Here is a 15746-nt window from a genome sequence, read left to right on the forward strand (position 1 = left end):
AAGCCCGGGGCTTCGGCCTCGGGAGGAATCGGTTCCTTGTCTCGGGGCCGCGAAGTGGTGGAGTGAGCCCCGGAGTCCGGGACCGCCTGCTGGTCGGGGGCATGCGTACGGCTGTCGGCTCCGGTTTGCGGTCTCGCCGAGGGGGCGGAGTCTTGATCAAGGTGGCGGTGGATGCGCCACGGGTTTCGGCGAGGTCGGCGAAGACGGCGGGCCGACCCGGTTCCAGCCCTGCGACGATCCCGTGTGGTCGGCTGCCTCGTCAGACCCACCGAAAGATGCGACCGGAATAGCAAGATCCAAGTCGATCTGGTCTCCCTCGGTGAAAGGGGTGGATGTGAAGCGTTCCCGGTGCCGGACTTTGGGTGGTCTGGCCATGGTTTCAGCCCTGGTGGTCGGGTCTGTGGTGCCTGCCTCGGCCTATGCCGGAGATGGACGTGGTGCCCCGACCCAACAGGTGACGACAGCGCTGAAGGAAGTCACCGACGCTTCGTTCGACGCGGACGTCCTGAAGAGCGACAAGCCGGTCCTCGTCGACTTCTGGGCCGAGTGGTGCAGTTCCTGCCGTCAGATCACTCCATCCTTGGAAGCGATTGCCGCAGAGCATGGCGACAAGATCGGGGTGGTGAAGCTGAACATCGACCAGAACCCGGCCACCGCCGACAAGTACGGCGTGATGTCGCTCCCCACCCTGCTCGTCTTCAAGGACGGTGCGGTGGTCAAGACGATCGTGGGCGCCCAGTCGAAGGCGGCCCTCGATCGCGATCTCGACGCGTTCGTCTCGTGATCTCGCCGCGGGTGCCGGCGGACCGCGCTTGCGGCCGCCGGCCACCCGCAGTCGGCAACGGCCTGCCAAGGGCGTCCGCCGGCAGGACATGGGATGCGTGGGCTTCGGGGACGACCGAGCGTTTCGGTTCGGAGCGGGTGGCGTGTCGGCGCGCGGCCGGGTCGCGGTGCCGTCGAGGAACGGAACCCGGCCATACCGGCAAGCGCATCCGGTGCAGCAGCGCGTGCCATGCCGGGGTGACCGTCGGTCTCGCCAGAGCGCCGACCCGGGATGGTCTTGGTGCGCGACGGCCTCCGGCCAAGCCCTACAACTGCTCGAAGTGGAAGGAACGTATGAAGCAGTCCCGCGGCTGGCGGATCGCGAACAGCACGCAGTCAACGACGGATTGCGCGGTCAGAGGGTCGTCCTGCGTCCGAGGGGCGCCGTCCCAGGCGGCGTCGAGCGGGTCACCGTCGTTGAAGTCCGGGGGGTAGAGCGAGATGACGCGGATCCCGTCGGGACGCAGACGGTGCGAGAGGACGTCGGCGAAGCCGGCTTGAGCAGCCTTGGCGGCGTAGAACGCGGGGTGTGACGGAGGCCGATGGTTCCGAACCTCCGTGACCGAGGAAAGATCGTTTCGACGTGAGGCGAGCCCAGATCTTGTGCCGGGTGATCTTGGTCGGCGCGGCGCCTGGATGTCAAGGGACAGCGGGAGCGGATCCGATCGACCGAACGTGGCTGACGGTCAGTTCGGTCGATGCATAGATGTGTTGAGCGATCAGATACTTGATGTACTGCTGCCGCATCTGACGGCCGCTGCCGTCGAAGACAACCAGGCTGACCTTCCGGCACTGCCGGCTCCGGCGGGCAATGCTGTCCGTCGAGCCGCAGCCGGCCGTTGGGCAGGACGGTGGCGAGGTGCTTCACACCCGGGGGCGGGTGTTTCCAGTAGGGCTCCTCGCCGGCGCAGAGGTGGCCGCACGCCCGCGCCCGGTCGCAGGGCTTGGCCCGGTGTTCTCGCGGTGTCGGGGTGGCCCTGTCCTCAGTCCGTGCGCTGCGGCTTTCCGCCGGTGTTCGGCGTGTGGTGTGCGGGGGCGGTGTGGTGGGAGTGCGGGTGGGGTGCCGCCTGTGGCTATGCCTGGGTTCCGGTGGTCTGCGGTGCGGTGTAGAGGACGGTACGGGGCTGTACGGTCAGGTGCCGCGGTGCGGTGGGCAGGTCGTGCTGGAGGGTGATCCGGTAGCGGATGGCCGTGTCGCCGCCGTGGGTGAGGGTGCGGCCGGTGAGCGGGATCCGGGTGTAGAGGGTGCCGGTCTGCGAGTCCAGGTTCACGGGCTCCCAGTGCCGGGTCGCGGTGTCGAACCGCTCCAGGCGGATGTCGTCGCTCTGGAGGTAGGGGCCGTGTTCGGGGGAGAGGACGAGGATCTGCTGGGCCTGGGCGAGGTGGGTGTCGTCGGCGTAGCGGACGGTGAACTCGTGCGGGCGGTGGTCGGCGCCGATCTGGTGGGCGGGCAGCGAGACGATCCGCAGGCCGGTGTCGGCTGTGGCGGCCGATGACGACGACGGGTGCGAGGCTGCGGCCGCCGCGGGGGCGGGGGCGGTGGCGGCCATGGCCTGGCCGGAGACGCCGAGGGCGGCGGCGCCGGCGAGGAGGAGGGAGGTCGTCGCGGTGGCGGCCCGTCGCATGGTCGTGCGGTTCATGTTTCTTCCTTCGGGGTTATCGGATGCCTGGCTGCGTTCGGCGCAGGTCGGAAGAGGGGGGTCATTTGTTTAACCTTCAACCAACACAAACCACCGTACGGGCCACGGAATCGAGCGTCAAGCGATGGAGTGAGGTCATCGCCATGGATCAGGACGAGCCCGAACGAATCCGAGCCGGGCCTGAAGCGGTCGTCGCCGGGGCATCGGCCCTCCCCGGTGAGCGTCGGTACCTGCCCAGTCCGTGGAGCGGCGCGCCTTCGTCCGGCTGCGGCTCCGGGATCCTCCCGCGTCGCCTGCCCGCTCGCCGCTTCGTTCGGGGCTTGCGGACCGGTCTGCCCGTGTCGGTGGGTGGGATGGCCTGCAGGCCGGCTTGGGAGCCGGGCGCTTCACGACGGGCGGGGCCTGGGCGTGGTCGGGGCGGGTCGGTTCGCGCGTTCCAGGTCGGCGAGCAGGCGTTCGATGTCGGTGATCAGCGAGCCGTAGACGTGCCAGGCGCCCGGTTCGGCCAGCGTGCCGTGCCTGATCTCGTCGGTCATCGTCCTGTGCCAGGTCATGGCGTCGTCGATCGCGCGGCGCAGCGGCCCGCAGAGGCTGTCGAGATCGGGGCTGGCGGCATGCCCGGGGGCGGCGAACGACTCCATCGCCCGTTCCGCCGTTTCCAGGGTCGTCGCGTACCGGTCGAGGAAGAGCCGGTTCAGGCGGTGACCGGTGGGTTGGTCGTCGACGCTGTCGGCCAGGGTCCGTGCGATGCCCCGGACCTGGAAGGAGACCCGATGCAGGGCGCGCAGCGCCTCGCTGTGGTCCGTCGGCTTCTGTTGCCCGTGGACGATGCACCGCGTGTTCCAGCGCAGGCTCTCCCGGCTCTGGCGTACGTCCTCCTGTGCCTGGAGTGCCAGGTCGTCGAGGTGCCTGCCCCGCTCCAGCCACAGGTGGGCGCGGTCGGTGTGCTGCCGCTCACGCAGTCCGCGGCCCATGTCGCCGAGCAGGTCCCCCATGGCCGTGGCGAGTTCGCGTACCGAGGTGTCGGAGGCGCCGAGGTGCACGGGCGGAAGGATGAGGGCGTTGACCGCGATGCCGGCGGCCGCGCCGGTGAGGGTGGCCAGGGTCAGGGTGACGACGTGGCCCACGGGGACGGCCGTCGCCGCCGCGAGGGTGAGTGCCGCCGTCGAGGCGATCTGCAGGCGGCTGTCGGAGCCCCGGCGGCCTCCGGCGACCAGTGCGATGGCCGGGATCGCGGCGACGCTTCCCGCGGCCGGGCCGAGCAGCCATACGACAGCCACGGCCAGTGACAGCCCCGCGGCCCGGGCGGCCACGCTGCGCAGGGCCTGCGTCACCGATCGGTAGATGCTCGGGGCGTTGACCATGGCCAGGGCGGTGGCTACGGCGAGGTACTGCTGTTGCCCGGGGAGCCACCACGAGGCGGCCTGCCAGGCGAGGAGGGCCGCGACGAGTCCCTTGACACTGCGGGTGAGGGCGGTGGTCGACCATCCCGGGAGCGACAAGTGGGGCGCGCGCGGCGGCCGCAGGGCGCGGCTCGGTGCTTCCCACCACCGGACGATGGCGGCCGGACTCGGCACGAAGGCCGGGGCTCTCATCTCTGTGCTCCTGCTCCGTCTACTGCTCACTTGCTGCGGCGGTGTGACCCGCCGGGGTCGGCCGGGCCGCTGAACGGAAGCGGCCGAGGCCGGGGCCTCAGGTGGAGCCCGGCAGCAGGCACGACAGTTCGGCGTCCAGGTCGTATCCGTCGGCTTCCCGGCCGGCGGGTACCAGTCGGTAGGTGCGCTCCAACCACTCGGCCACCACGTGGAGCGGGGCCCGGAGCCAGGCGGTCCCCTCCCGCGAGGAGAGGGCGAGGTTCAGTACCTCCTCATGGCCGACCGCTTCGACTGCTCCCGGCCAGACCTGTACGTCCCCTTGCCCGCTCGGTCTGCGCAGGCCTTGTGCCAACAGGTCGCGGGCGAAGACCCAGGGGACCTGGCCGCCCGTGTCGGTGTGGAAGACGATGCGCACGGCGAGCGGGTCGTAGGCGCGGTAGGACAGGAGGGTCGGCAGCGTGACCGCTTCTCCCGAGGGAAGCAGGAGTTCCATGTCGAGCATTTGATCTGCACAGCCGTTCACGGCGTGACTCCCTGGGTGGGTGGTGCCCCCCTGGACGGCGGGTGCGAGCGCCCTGGCCGTGGGCGCGCCGCAGGTCAGCGGAAGATGTGCGGGTTGAACCCGTACACGTTGATGACCTGGATGATCTGCCAGCCGCTGTGCCACCGGTAGAACCGGTGGCCGTCGTAGCGGTACGGGTGGCCGTGGTCGTCGCTGTACCAGTAGCTGCCCCGGCGCTCCCAGGAGCGGTGGCCGTCCCAGCGGCTCGTGTGCCCGCCGTCGTGGCTGCTGTAGCGGTCGTAGAGGTCGTAGCGGTCGACCTCGTGGTCGCGGACCTGGAAGGCCGTCGGGGAGGCGGAGACGGAGACGGTGGCGTCGTGGTGGACGGCCTGAACCGGTGCGGCCGAGGCGGTGCCGCCGGCGAGTAGCAGCCCACCGAGCGTCGCGGCGAGCGCGGCGGCCGCGGTGGCGGCCCGGCGTCCGACGGACTTGTTCATGATCTTTCCTCCTTGATCGGCCCGGAGCCATGGGGTGACGGCTCCGGGCGGTGCCCCGCTGCGGTGGGGCACGAACGACGCTACCGGAAAACATGTTGAAAGTTGTACATCTTGGATCGTGGGGTATGTCATGCCCATCGGGCCGGCGGGGCGGGGAATAACGGGCGGGGCAACCGCGCTGCCCGCGGCCTCCCGCGCCTTCGTCCGGCAGCAGGCCCTGCTCGGCCCCGCCCGCATCCCGGAGCCGGACGCGCTCGGCATGATCTGGCCGAAGAACGCCAACGCCCGGGAGCGCGGCCACGCCTACGCGAAGGCGTTTCGCCGCATGCGGGGTGGGTCGGTGGTTCGCTGAAGGTCCCTTGAACGGGCGCTGGCCGGCTGCGGCGCTGCCTGTGGCCTCGACTCCATCAGCGAGTTGACCACGAGCGGACGGCTGCGCCCACGGATCGACCGGGTCGTTCCCCTCGCGCAGACGCGTGCCGCGTGCGAGGCGCTGGAGAGGGAACACCGGCGCGGCAAGGTCGTCATCCAGGTCGCGGACGGATAGTCGACCCGCGGCTTGGGTCGGGGCCAGCGGGCATCGGCGCGGTCCCGCGCGGCAGGGGGCCGCCAGCTGCCGCTGCCCGGACCGACGGTGCCCCACCAGGCGGCGAGGGCGGGGGGCTCGAAGACCAGCCCGGCCGCCGCTGGGGGAACACCGCCGCCCGCCGGGCGTGGACGAGACGACCGTCGAGGTGTGGGGTGTGCTGTCGAAGCCGCTGGAGTACACGGTGCGGGCGCGCCATCGCCTCCGGGGTGCGACCGCGTACGGGCTCGGTGGCAGGTGTGGGATGACGTCGACCCCGGTCTCGCTCAGCGACGACTACCGCGGCTTCTTCGGACACGCCCACCCGCTGCCCGACCCCTACCCGCGCGCCGGCATCGGTCACCCGCCCATCGCCATCGTCCTCGGCCACCCGCTCGAGGTGTGTGCCTGCCGGCCCGGCCCGCGGGGCGCGGTCACTCGTGGCGCCGTAGCCGATCCACGGTTCCGGTGACGAGGGGGTGACCCGGGTCGATGGCGCCGACGATGCGGCGGCCGATCGTGGCCAGCTGGCGGACCTGTGCCCTGGTGAGGGCGTCGAAGATGTAGGCGCGTACGGCCTCGACGTGTCCGGGGGCGGTGGCGGCCACCTTGTCGTAGCCCTCGTCGTCGAGGGTGGCCACGGTGTAGCGGCCGTCGGTGGGGTCGGGGCTGCGGTGGACCCAGCCGCGCTTCTCCAGCCGTGTGACGACCTGGGACAGGCGGGGCAGGGAGCCCTCGACGAACGCGGCCAGCTCGCTCATCCGCAGGGTGCGCTCGGGGGCCATGGACAGCCCGGACATGACCTGGTACTCGAAGTGGCTCAGGCCGGCGTCGCGTTGCAGCTGCGCGTCCAGGGCCGCGGGCAGCCGCATCAGCATGCTGCTGAGCGCGATCCAGGCCTGGTCTTCCTCGTCGTCGAGCCAGCGGGGCTCCTGCGGGGTCTCTGGGATCTCCATGCTTCGGAGCATAGCTTCACGCGTTAAGTGATCAAAGCCTTCGGTGACTTGCATCTTGAAGTGATGCCACCCCTAGTCTTCAGTTAACGATTTAAGTCACTGAAGGGTGTTGAGCATCATGAACGTTCTGTTGTGGGTCCTCGCGGGCGTGCTCGCCGTGGCGTTTCTGGCTGCCGGGATGATGAAACTGTCCCAGTCGAAGCAGAAGCTGGCTGCCTCGGGCATGGGCTGGGTCGAGGACGTGAGCGCCGGGGCGGTGAAGACGATCGGAGCGCTGGAGGTGCTGGCCGCGGTCGGGCTGGTCCTGCCGGCCGCGCTCGGGATCGCGCCGGTGCTGGTGCCGCTGGCCGCGCTCGGTCTGGCACTGGCGATGGCCGGCGCCGCGGTCGTGCACGTCCGCCGCGGCGAGGCGCAGATGATCACCGTGAACGTAGTGCTGCTCGCGCTCGCGGCCGTCGAGGTGTGGGGCCGCTTCGGCCCGTACTCCTTCTAGTGTCCTGCGCCGGAGATCCGTCGTTAGATCTTGTATGAGTCTTTCTCCGGAGGCGCCGCTGCGCCGTCGAGGTCCCAAGTTGGAGCCGCTGCTCCTCTCCGCCGATGAGCGAGCAGAGTTGGAGCGGTGGACCCGGCGGGCGACATCAGCTCAGGCGCTCGCTCTGCGGTCGCGGATCGTGCTGTCGTGTGCGGGTCCCGAGGTGCCGCCGATCGTCGGTGTGGCAAGGGAATTGGGAATCACGGCGGACACTGTCCGCAAATGGCGGCGGCGGTTCCTGGCCGATCGGCCGGACGGCCTGGTCGACGAACCGAGGCCGGGCCGACCGCCCGTCATTGCGGTGGACGAGATCGAGGCGGTGGTCGTGGCGACGCTGGAGCAGATCCCGAAGAACGCCACGCACTGGTCGCGGAGCTCGATGGCGGCCCACAGCGGTCTGTCGAAGTCCACGGTGGGGCGGATCTGGCGGAAGTTCCAGCTCAAGCCCCACCTGGCGGACACGTTCAAGCTGTCGACCGACCCGTTGTTCGTCGAGAAGGTCTATGACGTGGTCGGGCTCTACTTCAACCCGCCCGAGGGGGCGGTCGTGCTCTCGGTCGACGAGAAATCGCAGATCCAGGCCCTGAACCGGTCGCAGCCGGTCCTGCCGATGATGCCCGGCATGCCCGAGCGCCGCACCCACGACTACGTGCGCAACGGCCTGACCACACTGTTCGCTGCCTTCGACACCGGCAGTGGAAAAGTCATCAGCTCGCTGCACCGCCGGCACCGCGCCGTGGAGTTCAAGAAGTTCCTCGCCAAGATCGACCAGGAGGTTCCCGACGGCCTCGACATCCACCTCATCTGTGACAACTACGGAACCCACAAAACCCCGGCCGTGCGGAACTGGCTGGCCCAACACCCCAGATTCCACATGCACTTCACCCCGACCGGCTCCTCATGGATCAACCAGGTCGAGCGATGGTTCGGCTTCCTCACCGACCAGATGATCCGCCGCGGAGCCCACAAGAACGTCCAGGCCCTCGAAAAAGACATCCGCACTTGGATCAAGAACTGGAACGACAACCCCACACCGTTCACCTGGACCAAGACCGCCGACGAGATCCTCGACTCCCTCGCCCGCTTCTGCCGACGGATCTCCGGCGCAGGACACTAGGTCGAGACCGGCCGGTGGGGCCCGGCCCTGACCGCAGTTCCCGCCCGGCCACCGTCCCGCCCCGCCCCAGCCGCCGGCCTCGGCTCGCCCGGCCAGCCGTCCTGGACGATTCCCGGCGGGCCGTGCTCGCGTCCCGACCGACAGGTCCGGCTGCCGGGCACCCTGGAGGTGGTCACCGCCGACGCGGCCGACGGCTGCCCGGGGCCGGGACCTGCCCGGGCCGGACTGGGCACAGGGTCAGGACCTGTTGGCGGGGCCGGGGAAGAGACGGGCGGCGGTGTCGAAGGCGGCGCGGACCATGTCGACGGCCAGGGCCGGAGTGGTCGGCCACGAAGTAGCGGGCGCGCGGAATCCGGTACCGGCCGGGGGAGCGGGCCGAGCGGCGGCGGGGGCGGGGGATGCCCGCCAGCGCAGTCTCCTCGTCCGGGTGCCCCGGGTGCCGGTGGATTCGCCCGCAGCCACGGCTGACGCCCCGGCAACGTGGTGCCGACCCGGCGGAGTCGGTCGCCGGAGGCCGCCACCGTTCCGCAAAGGGCCCGCAAACGCGGGCGAGGCCCGGTACCCGGGTGGGATACCGGACCTCGTCCGACAGTGGAGCGCCAGGCCCGGGTTGCACGGACTCTCCCTACTGAAAGTAGGACGTGCTCTGGTAGCACCGCTGACGCCTGACGAGGAATCATCTCCCTCGCGACGAGAAGAATATTAGCAGGTCAGCGGCCCACCACCGAAGTCGGGTTCGCCGAGCCGGTTAACTTCCGGCTGTGCATGCGGGGTCGGCGGCGGCCTGGACGAGGTTCTGTTCCAGGCGTTCCAGGGTGTGCAGGGCCGTGGTGCGTTCGTCGGCGGTCAGGCCCGCTGCCACGAGGTCCTCGAGCTGGCTCCAGCTCTGCTCGACTTCTCGGCGCAGGGCGTGGCTGGCGGCGGTGGGTTCGATGAGGGATGCGCGCTTGTCGGTGGGTGAGGGGCGGCGGCGGACGAAGCCGGCCTGCTCCAGGCGCTGGACGGTACGGGTCATGGTGGCGGCGTCGGAGTCCATCAGCCGTACCAGGTCGATCTGGCGCTGGGGGCCGAGTTCCCACAGGTGCATCATGACCAGCTCCTGGCCGGGGTGCAGGCCGATACGGCGCAGCAGCTGTCCGGCGAACATGCGGTGCAGGCGGGCGAGGCGGAAGATCGCGTGGCTGATGGGCCCGCCGCTGGCTGCGGCTGGCACCGGGACGCTGGCCGCCTGCCCCGTCCCCGCGGGTTCCTTCCCGGCCGCCGGGGTGGACTGTGTCATCTCTTCCTCGCTTCCTGATCGGGCAGCTAACGCTACCGCGCAACTGCGACCTTCGAGGGGCTTGTCTGTCTGCGATCCACAATTCAGCTGGTCAATGTGCGTGATGTGCGTCACATCTGGGGCAGGGAATGGCTTTTACGTATTTACTTGTTCGGACAGGTATTGGTTACGGTGGATGGGTCGGGACCACCGCCCATCACTCCTTGCGAGGGAAGAGATCATGACTACTGCTTTCGATCCGATCGTTCTGGGCGGCAAGCGCCTGGCCAGCCGCGTCGCGATGGCGCCGATGACCCGCAGCCGCGCGTTCGGGCCGGGCGCGGAGCCGACGGAGCTGACGGCGGCGTACTACGCGCAGCGCGCCAGTGCCGGGCTGATCGTCACCGAGGGCATCCAGCCCTCGCCGGTCGGCCAGGGCTACCCGGACACCCCCGGCCTGCACACGCCGGGGCAGGTGGCGGCGTGGCGGACGGTGACCGACGCCGTGCACCGCGAGGGCGGCGTGATCTTCGCGCAGCTGATGCACACCGGCCGGATCGGTCACCCCAGCCTGCTGCCCGCGAGCCTGGTGCCGGTGGGGCCGTCGGCGGTGGCCGCCAAGGGCCAGGTGTTCACCCACGAGGGGCCGAAGGACTTCGTGACGCCGAAGGAGCTGAGCGAGGCGGAGATCCGGCAGACGATCGCCGACTTCGCCGCCGCGGCCCGGGGCGCCATCGAGGCCGGGTTCGACGGCGTGGAGATCCACGGCGCGAACGGCTACCTGCTGCACCAGTTCCTGTCCACCAACGCCAACCGGCGCACCGACGCCTGGGGCGGCACGGTCGAGGGTCGGATCCGTTTCGCGGTCGAGGTCGTCACGGCCGTGGCCGAGGTGATCGGCAGCCACCGGGTGGGCCTGCGGATCTCGCCCGGGAACCCGTTCAACGACATTGCCGAGGACAACCCGGCCGAGGTGTACGAGGCGCTGCTGGAGCGGCTCGCCGGCCTGGACCTGGCTTACCTGCACCTGCTGGAGGGCCCGGACCGCGACCTGACCGCGCGGCTGCGCAGGGCCTGGCCCGGCACGTTCGTCCTCAACCCCTTCACCCACCCGGCCGCCACCGGCCCCGAGGCGCTGAAGCTGATCGAGGACAGCACCGCCGACATCGTCGCCTTCGGGGCGCTGTTCCTGGCCAACCCCGACCTGCCGGCCCGCCTGGCCGCCGGCGGCCCGTTCAACACCCCGGACCCGTCGACCTTCTACGGCGGCGACCACCGCGGCTACACCGACTACCCCACCCTCACCGCCTGAGCGGCGAGGCCACCGGCGCGGCCGCCCTCGTGGTCACCTCCTTGGCCGCACAGTGAGTCAGAGTCGTCCGCTTCGTCTTCTCCACCCACCTCCACCCGGGAGTTCCCGATGTCCACTGCGATCACTTTCTCCGAGTACGGCGCGCCCGAGGTGCTGCGGCTGGCCGAGGTCGCGCCGCCTCAGCCGGGCCCGGGCCAGGTCCGGATCAAGGTCAAGGCCGCCTCGGTGAACCCGCTCGACCTGAAGACCCGATCCGGCCTGATGGCCAAGGCCGTGCCCGCGCGCTTCCCGGTGACGCCAGGCCTGGATGCGGCCGGTGTCGTCGACGCGGTCGGGGAGGGAGCCGACGTGGCGGTGGGGGACGAGGTCCTCGGGTCCACGGTCGGCGGCAGTTACAGCGAGTACGCCCTGCTGGAGCGGCCGGTGGCCAAGCCCGAGGTCCTGTCGTGGGAGGTCGCCGCCTCGCTGGTCACGGTCGGCCAGACCGCGTCCCGCGTCCTCGGTCAGCTGGGCGTCGAGGCGGGTCAGACCCTGCTCGTCCACGGTGCCGCCGGCAGTGTCGGGGTGATCGCCGTGCAGCTGGCCGTCGCCCACGGCATCACCGTCATCGGCACCGTCGGCGAGCACGACACCGAGCGCGTCACCGTGCTCGGAGCCACCGCCGTTCGCTACGGCGACGGCTGGGTGGAGCGGGTCAAGGCCGCCGCCCCGGCCGGCGTGGACTTCGTCTTCGACGCCTCCGGCGCCGGCGTCCTCGCCGACTCCGTCGCCCTGACCGGCGACCCGGCCAAGGTCATCACCATCGCCGACATGTCCGCCGCGCAGCACGGCGTGCGCTTCAGCGCCGGCAGCGCCGACCAGGGCGGCCAGGCCCTGCCGGAACTGGTGCAGCTGGCCGCCGCCGGAAAGCTCACCCTGCCGATCTGGCGCACCTACCCCCTGGCCGAGGCCGCGCAGGCCCACGCCGACCTGGAGGCCCACCGCAACCGGGGCAAGGCCGTCCTGCTGCCCTGACCCCCCGTAGCCGCCGCCCCGCGTCGCTGGAACGGGCGAGGCGGCCCCGGGGCCGCAGCCGGCACCACCCCCGGCCGGCTGCGGCCCCGCCCCGAAGCCCGAGGGCTGGGGCACGAGCCGCACCGGCACGACGGAAGGCCGAACGCGATGGCACTCGCCACCCTCCCCACACCCGAACCGCTCGCGGCGGACGCGGACCTCGCCGCCGCGTTCGACGTCCTCGGCCAGAAGTGGAACGGCATCATCCTCCACACCCTGGTCACCCGCCCTGCCCGCTTCGGCGAACTACGCACCGCCATCGAGCACATCAGCACCAAGATGCTCGCCGACACCATCCCCGGCGCCCAGCTCGTCGAGATCCCCACCGGCCACCTGCCCATGGTCGAGCGGCCCGAGGAATGGCAGAAGCTCATCACCGACTTCCTCACCAAGCACAACGCCTGACCACACGCCTGTGTAGGCCCGCCGGCGGGTCGAGCAGACCCGGGCGCCGCGAAGCTCGACGCCTCCGCAGTGGGCGCGTGGATGCGCCGCCAGCGCAAGCCGACAACCTCACCAAGGACCAGGCCGCCAAGCTCGACGCCCTGGACGAACCGTGGCGGCTGGAACCGGACTGGACCCCCGCCGGCGAACGGCTCTGCCGCCCGCCGCAGGAGTGCGTCTTCGTCGGCGACTCGGTCGTCATCGACGTCGAGGGAGCCCAGGGGGCGGGTCTGCACCCCGTCCCGCTCGACCGCTACGCTCGCTTCCCCGACTTCACAGGCCCGCGCGCCACCGCCCTGGACGGCTTCGCCGCTCTAGCCGCCCGGGTCCCGATCCCCGCAGGAAGGACCGCCCGGTGACGACCGACCCCCAGCACGGAGAGCCGGACATCCGTGAGGTGGCCGTCCGGGTGGCCGCGGAGCGAGGGCTCGAACTCCTCGGCCTCGCGGGGGAGGGCGTGGACTTCGCCGTCTACCGCGCCCGCTGCGCCACCCACGGCGAGGTCGCCCTGCGCATACCCCGGCACCGGGTCTACTCCGCGCCCTACGGGCAGGTGGACGCCGGTGACCTGGTCCGTCAGGAGCACGAGATCGCCGGGCTCCTCACCCGCCAGGGCCTTCCCGCCGCCACCGCGATCGAGCTGATCACCATGACGGACGGTCTCGTCGTCTCCGTCGCGGGCTACGTGCAGCATGACGGGCTCCCCGTCTCCCCGGAGGAGGTCGGCGGCTTCCTGGCGGCCCTCCATCGGCTGGAGCCGCCGTCTCTCAGGCTCGCCTACCAGGAGCCCGGGGACTTCCCGTCCTTCCTCGCCAAGCGGCTGACGACCCGCCACGCGACCCTGCGCGGCTTCGCCGCCGACCTGCCCGAGCCGCCCGACCCCGACGGGATCCGCGCGGCGCTCGAAGCCGAGCCGGACGAGCCGCGCCTGCTGCACCTGGACGTCCGTCGACAGAACCTGCTGGGCAGTGGGGGCCGGCTCACCGCCGTCGTCGACTGGTCCAACGCCCTGGTCGGGCCGGTCCTGATGGAGCTGGCCCGGGTCGCCGAGTACGCCAGGCTGGCGGACAACGGTATCGACGCGGACGGCATCCTGGCCGGCTACGCCGACTCCGCCGACCTGCCCGACCTGCACTCCAGGGCCGCCCTCCTGCACCGGCTCGACACCGCCGTGATGCTGGCCCTGGTCTTCCACTCGGTGGCCCCCGACCCGGCCCGCGCGGCCGACCTGGTCGCCCGCGTCCGCCACCTGCTGGAGCTCCTCCGGGCCTGAAGCCAAGTGGTCGGCGCCGGAAGTCCTTCGGGGGTTGACGCAGGGTGGGACCTGGTTCGGATCAAGGCGTGAGGTCCGGCTCGAAGACGTTGCGTCGACGGTGACGGTGTGGCGTGCGGAAATCGAGGTGCCGGAACCGGGGGCGCATCCCTACCCTCGGCCCATGCGCCACGAATCCTCACTGCTGAACGTCATTGATGTCGAAGCCACCTGCTGGGACGGACAGCCGCCGCCCGGCTCCGTGAACGAGATCATCGAGATCGGTCTCACCGTCGTGGACGTGTCGGCGGGGCGCCGCGTGTCCCGGCACCGTGTCCTGGTCCGCCCTGTCCGGTCGGCGGTGAGCGACTTCTGCACTGAACTGACCGGACTGACGCAAGCCGAGGTGGAACGGGGCGTCACCTTCGCCGAGGCATGCCGGATCCTCGTCGAGGAGTACGAGGCCGGGGAGCGCCCCTGGGCGAGCTGGGGCGAGTACGACCGTCGGCAGTTCGCTCGGCAGAGTCAGGCCGACGGGGTGGCCTACCCGTTCGGCTATCCCACGGAGCGCACCCACACCAACGCCAAGGCCGTATTCACCGAGGCCTACGGGCTGCGCAGGAAACCCGGCATGGACCACGCTCTACGGATCGCCGGACTGCCGCTCGAGGGACGCCATCACCGCGGCGAGGACGACGCGTGGAACATCGCCGCACTCGTCCTCGATCTGTCGGGCCGCGGGGCATGGCCGGTCGCGGCCGCAGTCGTCTAGCCTCGTGCTTTCACGAGGCGGGTCGTCCGAAACCTGATTGCACAAGCGAGAGGCGCTCCTGACCTGCAACGACAGGAGGCAGCAAGGAGCCCTCGTAGCGGTCGCTGCTGGCCAGGCAGAGGACGAAGCCCCACTGCCGACGGTGCCGGTGTAGCGCGGCCTCATCAGCCTGACCTGTTCACCGACGGCCGGTTCGGCCTCCACGGAGGCGAAGGCGCCGCGGTGGCGGACGGGAGCCGCTCCAGTTGCGGCCAGGCGGTGCAGGCCTGCTCGTCGAGGCACGCCTCCAGGGAGGGGCCTCGCGGGGGTCGACCTCGGCGGACCGGGCCCACACCAGGAGCCGTGCACGTTCAGGGCGATGTGGGGGCGGTGAAGCCCTTGACGTTGTCGAAGTAGAGGGCGGGCACGTCGTCGCCGAGCCGGCAGGCGGCGTCGGCCGCGGCGGCCACGTCGGGTTCGGGCAGCATCTCGTCGGCGACGCGCGGCAGCTGGCCTCGTTCAGCCGGATCGTCTCGCACGAGTCCGGCTGGAGCGTGACGGCGACCAACCCGAGCTCGGGCTCGTACGGTCTGGGTCAGGCGCTGCCGGCCTCCAAGATGGCCTCCGCCGGCGCGGACTGGAAGACCAACCCGGCCACCCAGATCAAGTGGACGCTGGACTACATGAACTCCCGCTACGGCAGCCCGAACGCCGCCTGGGCGTTCTGGCGGACCCACCACTGGTACTAAGCCGACCCCTCGGCCCCAGCACCGACCAGCCTCCCCCTCACCCCGGGGGGCCGGACAGGGACCACCGGGGTGACCCACGAGGGCCTGTGTCCGCGCTCATGCGCGCGGACACAGGCCCTCGTGCCGTTCCCCGGCCCGTCCGGACAACGCGGCACGGCCCCCGCGTGCACGAACCAGGACCACCCGCACCACGACGGCCCAGCCGCCGACGTGGTGGCGGTGGTCACCGACCGCGCCGCCCAGCGGGCCAAGGAGCTCGGCGCCGGCGATGTGCTGGAGGCGCTGCGTGCCGAGCCGGAGCACCGGCCGCGGCTCGGCCGTCTGATCCGCACGGTCACCGAGGGCGGCCAGCAGGTCGCGCTGTACTCCACCCGGATCGAGGGCGATCCCGCCACCGGCCTGTTGCCGTGCGGCCAGGCCGCCGTCGAGGCGTTCTACCGGCTGATCGGCGCGGCCTACGAGCGCCACTCAGTGATCGTGGCGAGCAGTATCCAGCCTGCCGGATTCGATTCGATCATGCCCAAGGCGCTCGCGCTCGCGACCGCGGCCGTCGACCGGCTCCCGCACCACTCGCGCATCGTGCTGACCGAGGGCGCCAGCCTGCGCCTCGTCCCGGCCACGGTCGGCTGGTATGTGTTCGCTGTCCGGATGCCGGACGACGCCGAGCGGTTCCGCTTGTACTCGGTCGCCGTGACCTGCCC

The 15746-nt window shown here is 71.1% G+C and carries 21 protein-coding genes and 2 pseudogenes; 14 read left to right on the top strand and 9 right to left on the bottom strand.

Features of this window, described 5'->3' with window-relative positions:
* Positions 1-454: 454 nt before the first annotated feature.
* The gene (trxA, locus tag ACH4E7_RS41925; protein WP_396254494.1) at positions 455-784 is read left to right on the top strand and encodes a thioredoxin; all 330 of its coding nucleotides are present in this window, start codon (positions 455-457) and stop codon (positions 782-784) included.
* A 304-nt stretch (positions 785-1088) separates the two neighbouring features.
* Here trxA and ACH4E7_RS41930 read toward each other — a convergent pair.
* The 5 genes and pseudogenes from ACH4E7_RS41930 to ACH4E7_RS41950 form a co-directional block, all read right to left on the bottom strand.
* A pseudogene (locus ACH4E7_RS41930) lies at positions 1089-1370 on the bottom strand (SDR family NAD(P)-dependent oxidoreductase); the annotation flags it as partial.
* A gap of 525 nt (positions 1371-1895) precedes the next feature.
* Entirely contained in the window at positions 1896-2462 is a 567-nt protein-coding gene (locus ACH4E7_RS41935) for a hypothetical protein (protein ID WP_396254477.1), read from the bottom strand.
* A 386-nt stretch (positions 2463-2848) separates the two neighbouring features.
* The gene (locus ACH4E7_RS41940; RefSeq protein WP_396254478.1) at positions 2849-4057 is read right to left on the bottom strand and encodes an aromatic acid exporter family protein; all 1209 of its coding nucleotides are present in this window, start codon (positions 4055-4057) and stop codon (positions 2849-2851) included.
* 97 nt (positions 4058-4154) lie between these two features.
* Positions 4155-4550 (bottom strand): SsgA family sporulation/cell division regulator, encoded by a 396-nt coding sequence (locus ACH4E7_RS41945; protein WP_396254479.1) that lies wholly within the window; start codon positions 4548-4550, stop codon positions 4155-4157.
* A 104-nt stretch (positions 4551-4654) separates the two neighbouring features.
* Complete coding sequence (locus ACH4E7_RS41950; RefSeq protein WP_396254480.1) at positions 4655-5056, bottom strand: hypothetical protein; 402 nt, start codon at positions 5054-5056, stop codon at positions 4655-4657.
* A 130-nt stretch (positions 5057-5186) separates the two neighbouring features.
* On the opposite strand from ACH4E7_RS41950, the gene ACH4E7_RS41955 reads away from it, so the two are divergent.
* The 3 genes from ACH4E7_RS41955 to ACH4E7_RS41965 all read left to right on the top strand — a co-directional run bounded on the left by ACH4E7_RS41955 (position 5187) and on the right by ACH4E7_RS41965 (position 6093).
* Positions 5187-5408 (top strand): hypothetical protein, encoded by a 222-nt coding sequence (locus ACH4E7_RS41955; RefSeq protein ID WP_396254481.1) that lies wholly within the window; start codon positions 5187-5189, stop codon positions 5406-5408.
* 54 nt (positions 5409-5462) lie between these two features.
* Positions 5463-5603 (top strand): zinc-binding dehydrogenase, encoded by a 141-nt coding sequence (locus ACH4E7_RS41960; protein ID WP_396254495.1) that lies wholly within the window; start codon positions 5463-5465, stop codon positions 5601-5603.
* A gap of 166 nt (positions 5604-5769) precedes the next feature.
* Entirely contained in the window at positions 5770-6093 is a 324-nt protein-coding gene (locus tag ACH4E7_RS41965) for a hypothetical protein (protein WP_396254482.1), read from the top strand.
* Here ACH4E7_RS41965 and ACH4E7_RS41970 read toward each other — a convergent pair.
* Positions 6056-6577, bottom strand: a complete 522-nt coding sequence (locus tag ACH4E7_RS41970; RefSeq protein WP_396254483.1) for a MarR family winged helix-turn-helix transcriptional regulator — start codon at positions 6575-6577, stop codon at positions 6056-6058. The two genes, ACH4E7_RS41965 and ACH4E7_RS41970, sit on opposite strands and share 38 nt — an antisense overlap.
* A 118-nt stretch (positions 6578-6695) precedes the next feature.
* Here ACH4E7_RS41970 and ACH4E7_RS41975 point away from each other — a divergent pair, with 118 nt between their 5' ends.
* Both ACH4E7_RS41975 and ACH4E7_RS41980 read left to right on the top strand, forming a co-directional pair.
* A complete protein-coding gene (locus ACH4E7_RS41975; RefSeq protein WP_396254484.1) occupies positions 6696-7070 on the top strand; it encodes a DoxX family protein in 375 nt (124 codons plus the stop codon).
* A 34-nt stretch (positions 7071-7104) separates the two neighbouring features.
* Positions 7105-8226, top strand: coding sequence for an IS630 family transposase (locus ACH4E7_RS41980; protein WP_396254485.1), 1122 nt, complete (start codon positions 7105-7107; stop codon positions 8224-8226).
* Between the two features lie 237 nt (positions 8227-8463).
* Here ACH4E7_RS41980 and ACH4E7_RS41985 read toward each other — a convergent pair whose 3' ends face one another.
* Together ACH4E7_RS41985 and ACH4E7_RS41990 are read right to left on the bottom strand one after the other, a co-directional pair.
* Complete coding sequence (locus ACH4E7_RS41985) at positions 8464-8688, bottom strand: hypothetical protein (protein WP_396254486.1); 225 nt, start codon at positions 8686-8688, stop codon at positions 8464-8466.
* 286 nt (positions 8689-8974) lie between these two features.
* Positions 8975-9505, bottom strand: coding sequence for a MarR family winged helix-turn-helix transcriptional regulator (locus tag ACH4E7_RS41990; RefSeq protein WP_396254487.1), 531 nt, complete (start codon positions 9503-9505; stop codon positions 8975-8977).
* 220 nt (positions 9506-9725) lie between these two features.
* Between ACH4E7_RS41990 and ACH4E7_RS41995 the strand changes: the two genes are divergently transcribed.
* From ACH4E7_RS41995 to ACH4E7_RS42020, 6 genes are all read left to right on the top strand, one after another.
* Complete coding sequence (locus ACH4E7_RS41995) at positions 9726-10796, top strand: alkene reductase (RefSeq protein WP_396254488.1); 1071 nt, start codon at positions 9726-9728, stop codon at positions 10794-10796.
* Between the two features lie 108 nt (positions 10797-10904).
* Positions 10905-11810 carry an NADP-dependent oxidoreductase gene (locus tag ACH4E7_RS42000; protein ID WP_396254489.1) on the top strand — a complete coding sequence of 302 codons (906 nt, stop codon included), beginning with the start codon at positions 10905-10907 and terminating at the stop codon, positions 11808-11810.
* Positions 11811-11957: 147 nt separating this feature from the next.
* Positions 11958-12254 carry a winged helix-turn-helix transcriptional regulator gene (locus ACH4E7_RS42005; RefSeq protein WP_396254490.1) on the top strand — a complete coding sequence of 99 codons (297 nt, stop codon included), beginning with the start codon at positions 11958-11960 and terminating at the stop codon, positions 12252-12254.
* Between the two features lie 77 nt (positions 12255-12331).
* Complete coding sequence (locus tag ACH4E7_RS42010) at positions 12332-12652, top strand: HAD hydrolase-like protein (RefSeq protein WP_396254491.1); 321 nt, start codon at positions 12332-12334, stop codon at positions 12650-12652.
* The gene (locus ACH4E7_RS42015; protein WP_396254492.1) at positions 12649-13566 is read left to right on the top strand and encodes an aminoglycoside phosphotransferase family protein; all 918 of its coding nucleotides are present in this window, start codon (positions 12649-12651) and stop codon (positions 13564-13566) included. Before ACH4E7_RS42010 ends, ACH4E7_RS42015 begins: the two co-directional genes overlap by 4 nt.
* A 163-nt stretch (positions 13567-13729) precedes the next feature.
* Positions 13730-14317 (top strand): exonuclease domain-containing protein, encoded by a 588-nt coding sequence (locus ACH4E7_RS42020; RefSeq protein ID WP_396254496.1) that lies wholly within the window; start codon positions 13730-13732, stop codon positions 14315-14317.
* 350 nt (positions 14318-14667) lie between these two features.
* On the opposite strand, the gene ACH4E7_RS42025 is transcribed toward ACH4E7_RS42020, so the two are convergent.
* Entirely contained in the window at positions 14668-14835 is a 168-nt protein-coding gene (locus tag ACH4E7_RS42025) for a hypothetical protein (RefSeq protein WP_396254497.1), read from the bottom strand.
* Here ACH4E7_RS42025 and ACH4E7_RS42030 point away from each other — a divergent pair.
* Positions 14800-15045: pseudogene (locus tag ACH4E7_RS42030) on the top strand (transglycosylase SLT domain-containing protein); the annotation flags it as partial. The gene ACH4E7_RS42025 and the pseudogene ACH4E7_RS42030 overlap by 36 nt on opposite strands.
* Positions 15046-15165: 120 nt before the next feature.
* The coding region (locus ACH4E7_RS42035) for an ATP-binding protein (RefSeq protein ID WP_396254493.1) at positions 15166-15746 on the top strand (581 nt) is incomplete at its 3' end.

The sequence above is a fragment of the Kitasatospora sp. NPDC018058 genome (genome assembly GCF_044327205.1).
In the GTDB taxonomy this organism is placed as follows: domain Bacteria; phylum Actinomycetota; class Actinomycetes; order Streptomycetales; family Streptomycetaceae; genus Kitasatospora.

Excerpts from the sequence above, each read along its gene's own strand:
- ACH4E7_RS41935 (WP_396254477.1), bottom strand. The coding sequence starts at position 2,462 with ATGAACCGCACGACCATGCGACGGGCCGCCACCGCGACGACCTCCCTC.
- ACH4E7_RS41940 (WP_396254478.1), bottom strand. The coding sequence starts at position 4,057 with ATGAGAGCCCCGGCCTTCGTGCCGAGTCCGGCCGCCATCGTCCGGTGG.
- ACH4E7_RS41945 (WP_396254479.1), bottom strand. The coding sequence starts at position 4,550 with ATGGAACTCCTGCTTCCCTCGGGAGAAGCGGTCACGCTGCCGACCCTC.
- ACH4E7_RS41950 (WP_396254480.1), bottom strand. The coding sequence starts at position 5,056 with ATGAACAAGTCCGTCGGACGCCGGGCCGCCACCGCGGCCGCCGCGCTC.
- ACH4E7_RS41955 (WP_396254481.1), top strand. The coding sequence starts at position 5,187 with ATGCCCATCGGGCCGGCGGGGCGGGGAATAACGGGCGGGGCAACCGCG.
- ACH4E7_RS41970 (WP_396254483.1), bottom strand. The coding sequence starts at position 6,577 with ATGGAGATCCCAGAGACCCCGCAGGAGCCCCGCTGGCTCGACGACGAG.
- ACH4E7_RS41975 (WP_396254484.1), top strand. The coding sequence starts at position 6,696 with ATGAACGTTCTGTTGTGGGTCCTCGCGGGCGTGCTCGCCGTGGCGTTT.
- ACH4E7_RS41980 (WP_396254485.1), top strand. The coding sequence starts at position 7,105 with ATGAGTCTTTCTCCGGAGGCGCCGCTGCGCCGTCGAGGTCCCAAGTTG.
- ACH4E7_RS41990 (WP_396254487.1), bottom strand. The coding sequence starts at position 9,505 with ATGACACAGTCCACCCCGGCGGCCGGGAAGGAACCCGCGGGGACGGGG.
- ACH4E7_RS41995 (WP_396254488.1), top strand. The coding sequence starts at position 9,726 with ATGACTACTGCTTTCGATCCGATCGTTCTGGGCGGCAAGCGCCTGGCC.
- ACH4E7_RS42000 (WP_396254489.1), top strand. The coding sequence starts at position 10,905 with ATGTCCACTGCGATCACTTTCTCCGAGTACGGCGCGCCCGAGGTGCTG.
- ACH4E7_RS42005 (WP_396254490.1), top strand. The coding sequence starts at position 11,958 with ATGGCACTCGCCACCCTCCCCACACCCGAACCGCTCGCGGCGGACGCG.
- ACH4E7_RS42020 (WP_396254496.1), top strand. The coding sequence starts at position 13,730 with ATGCGCCACGAATCCTCACTGCTGAACGTCATTGATGTCGAAGCCACC.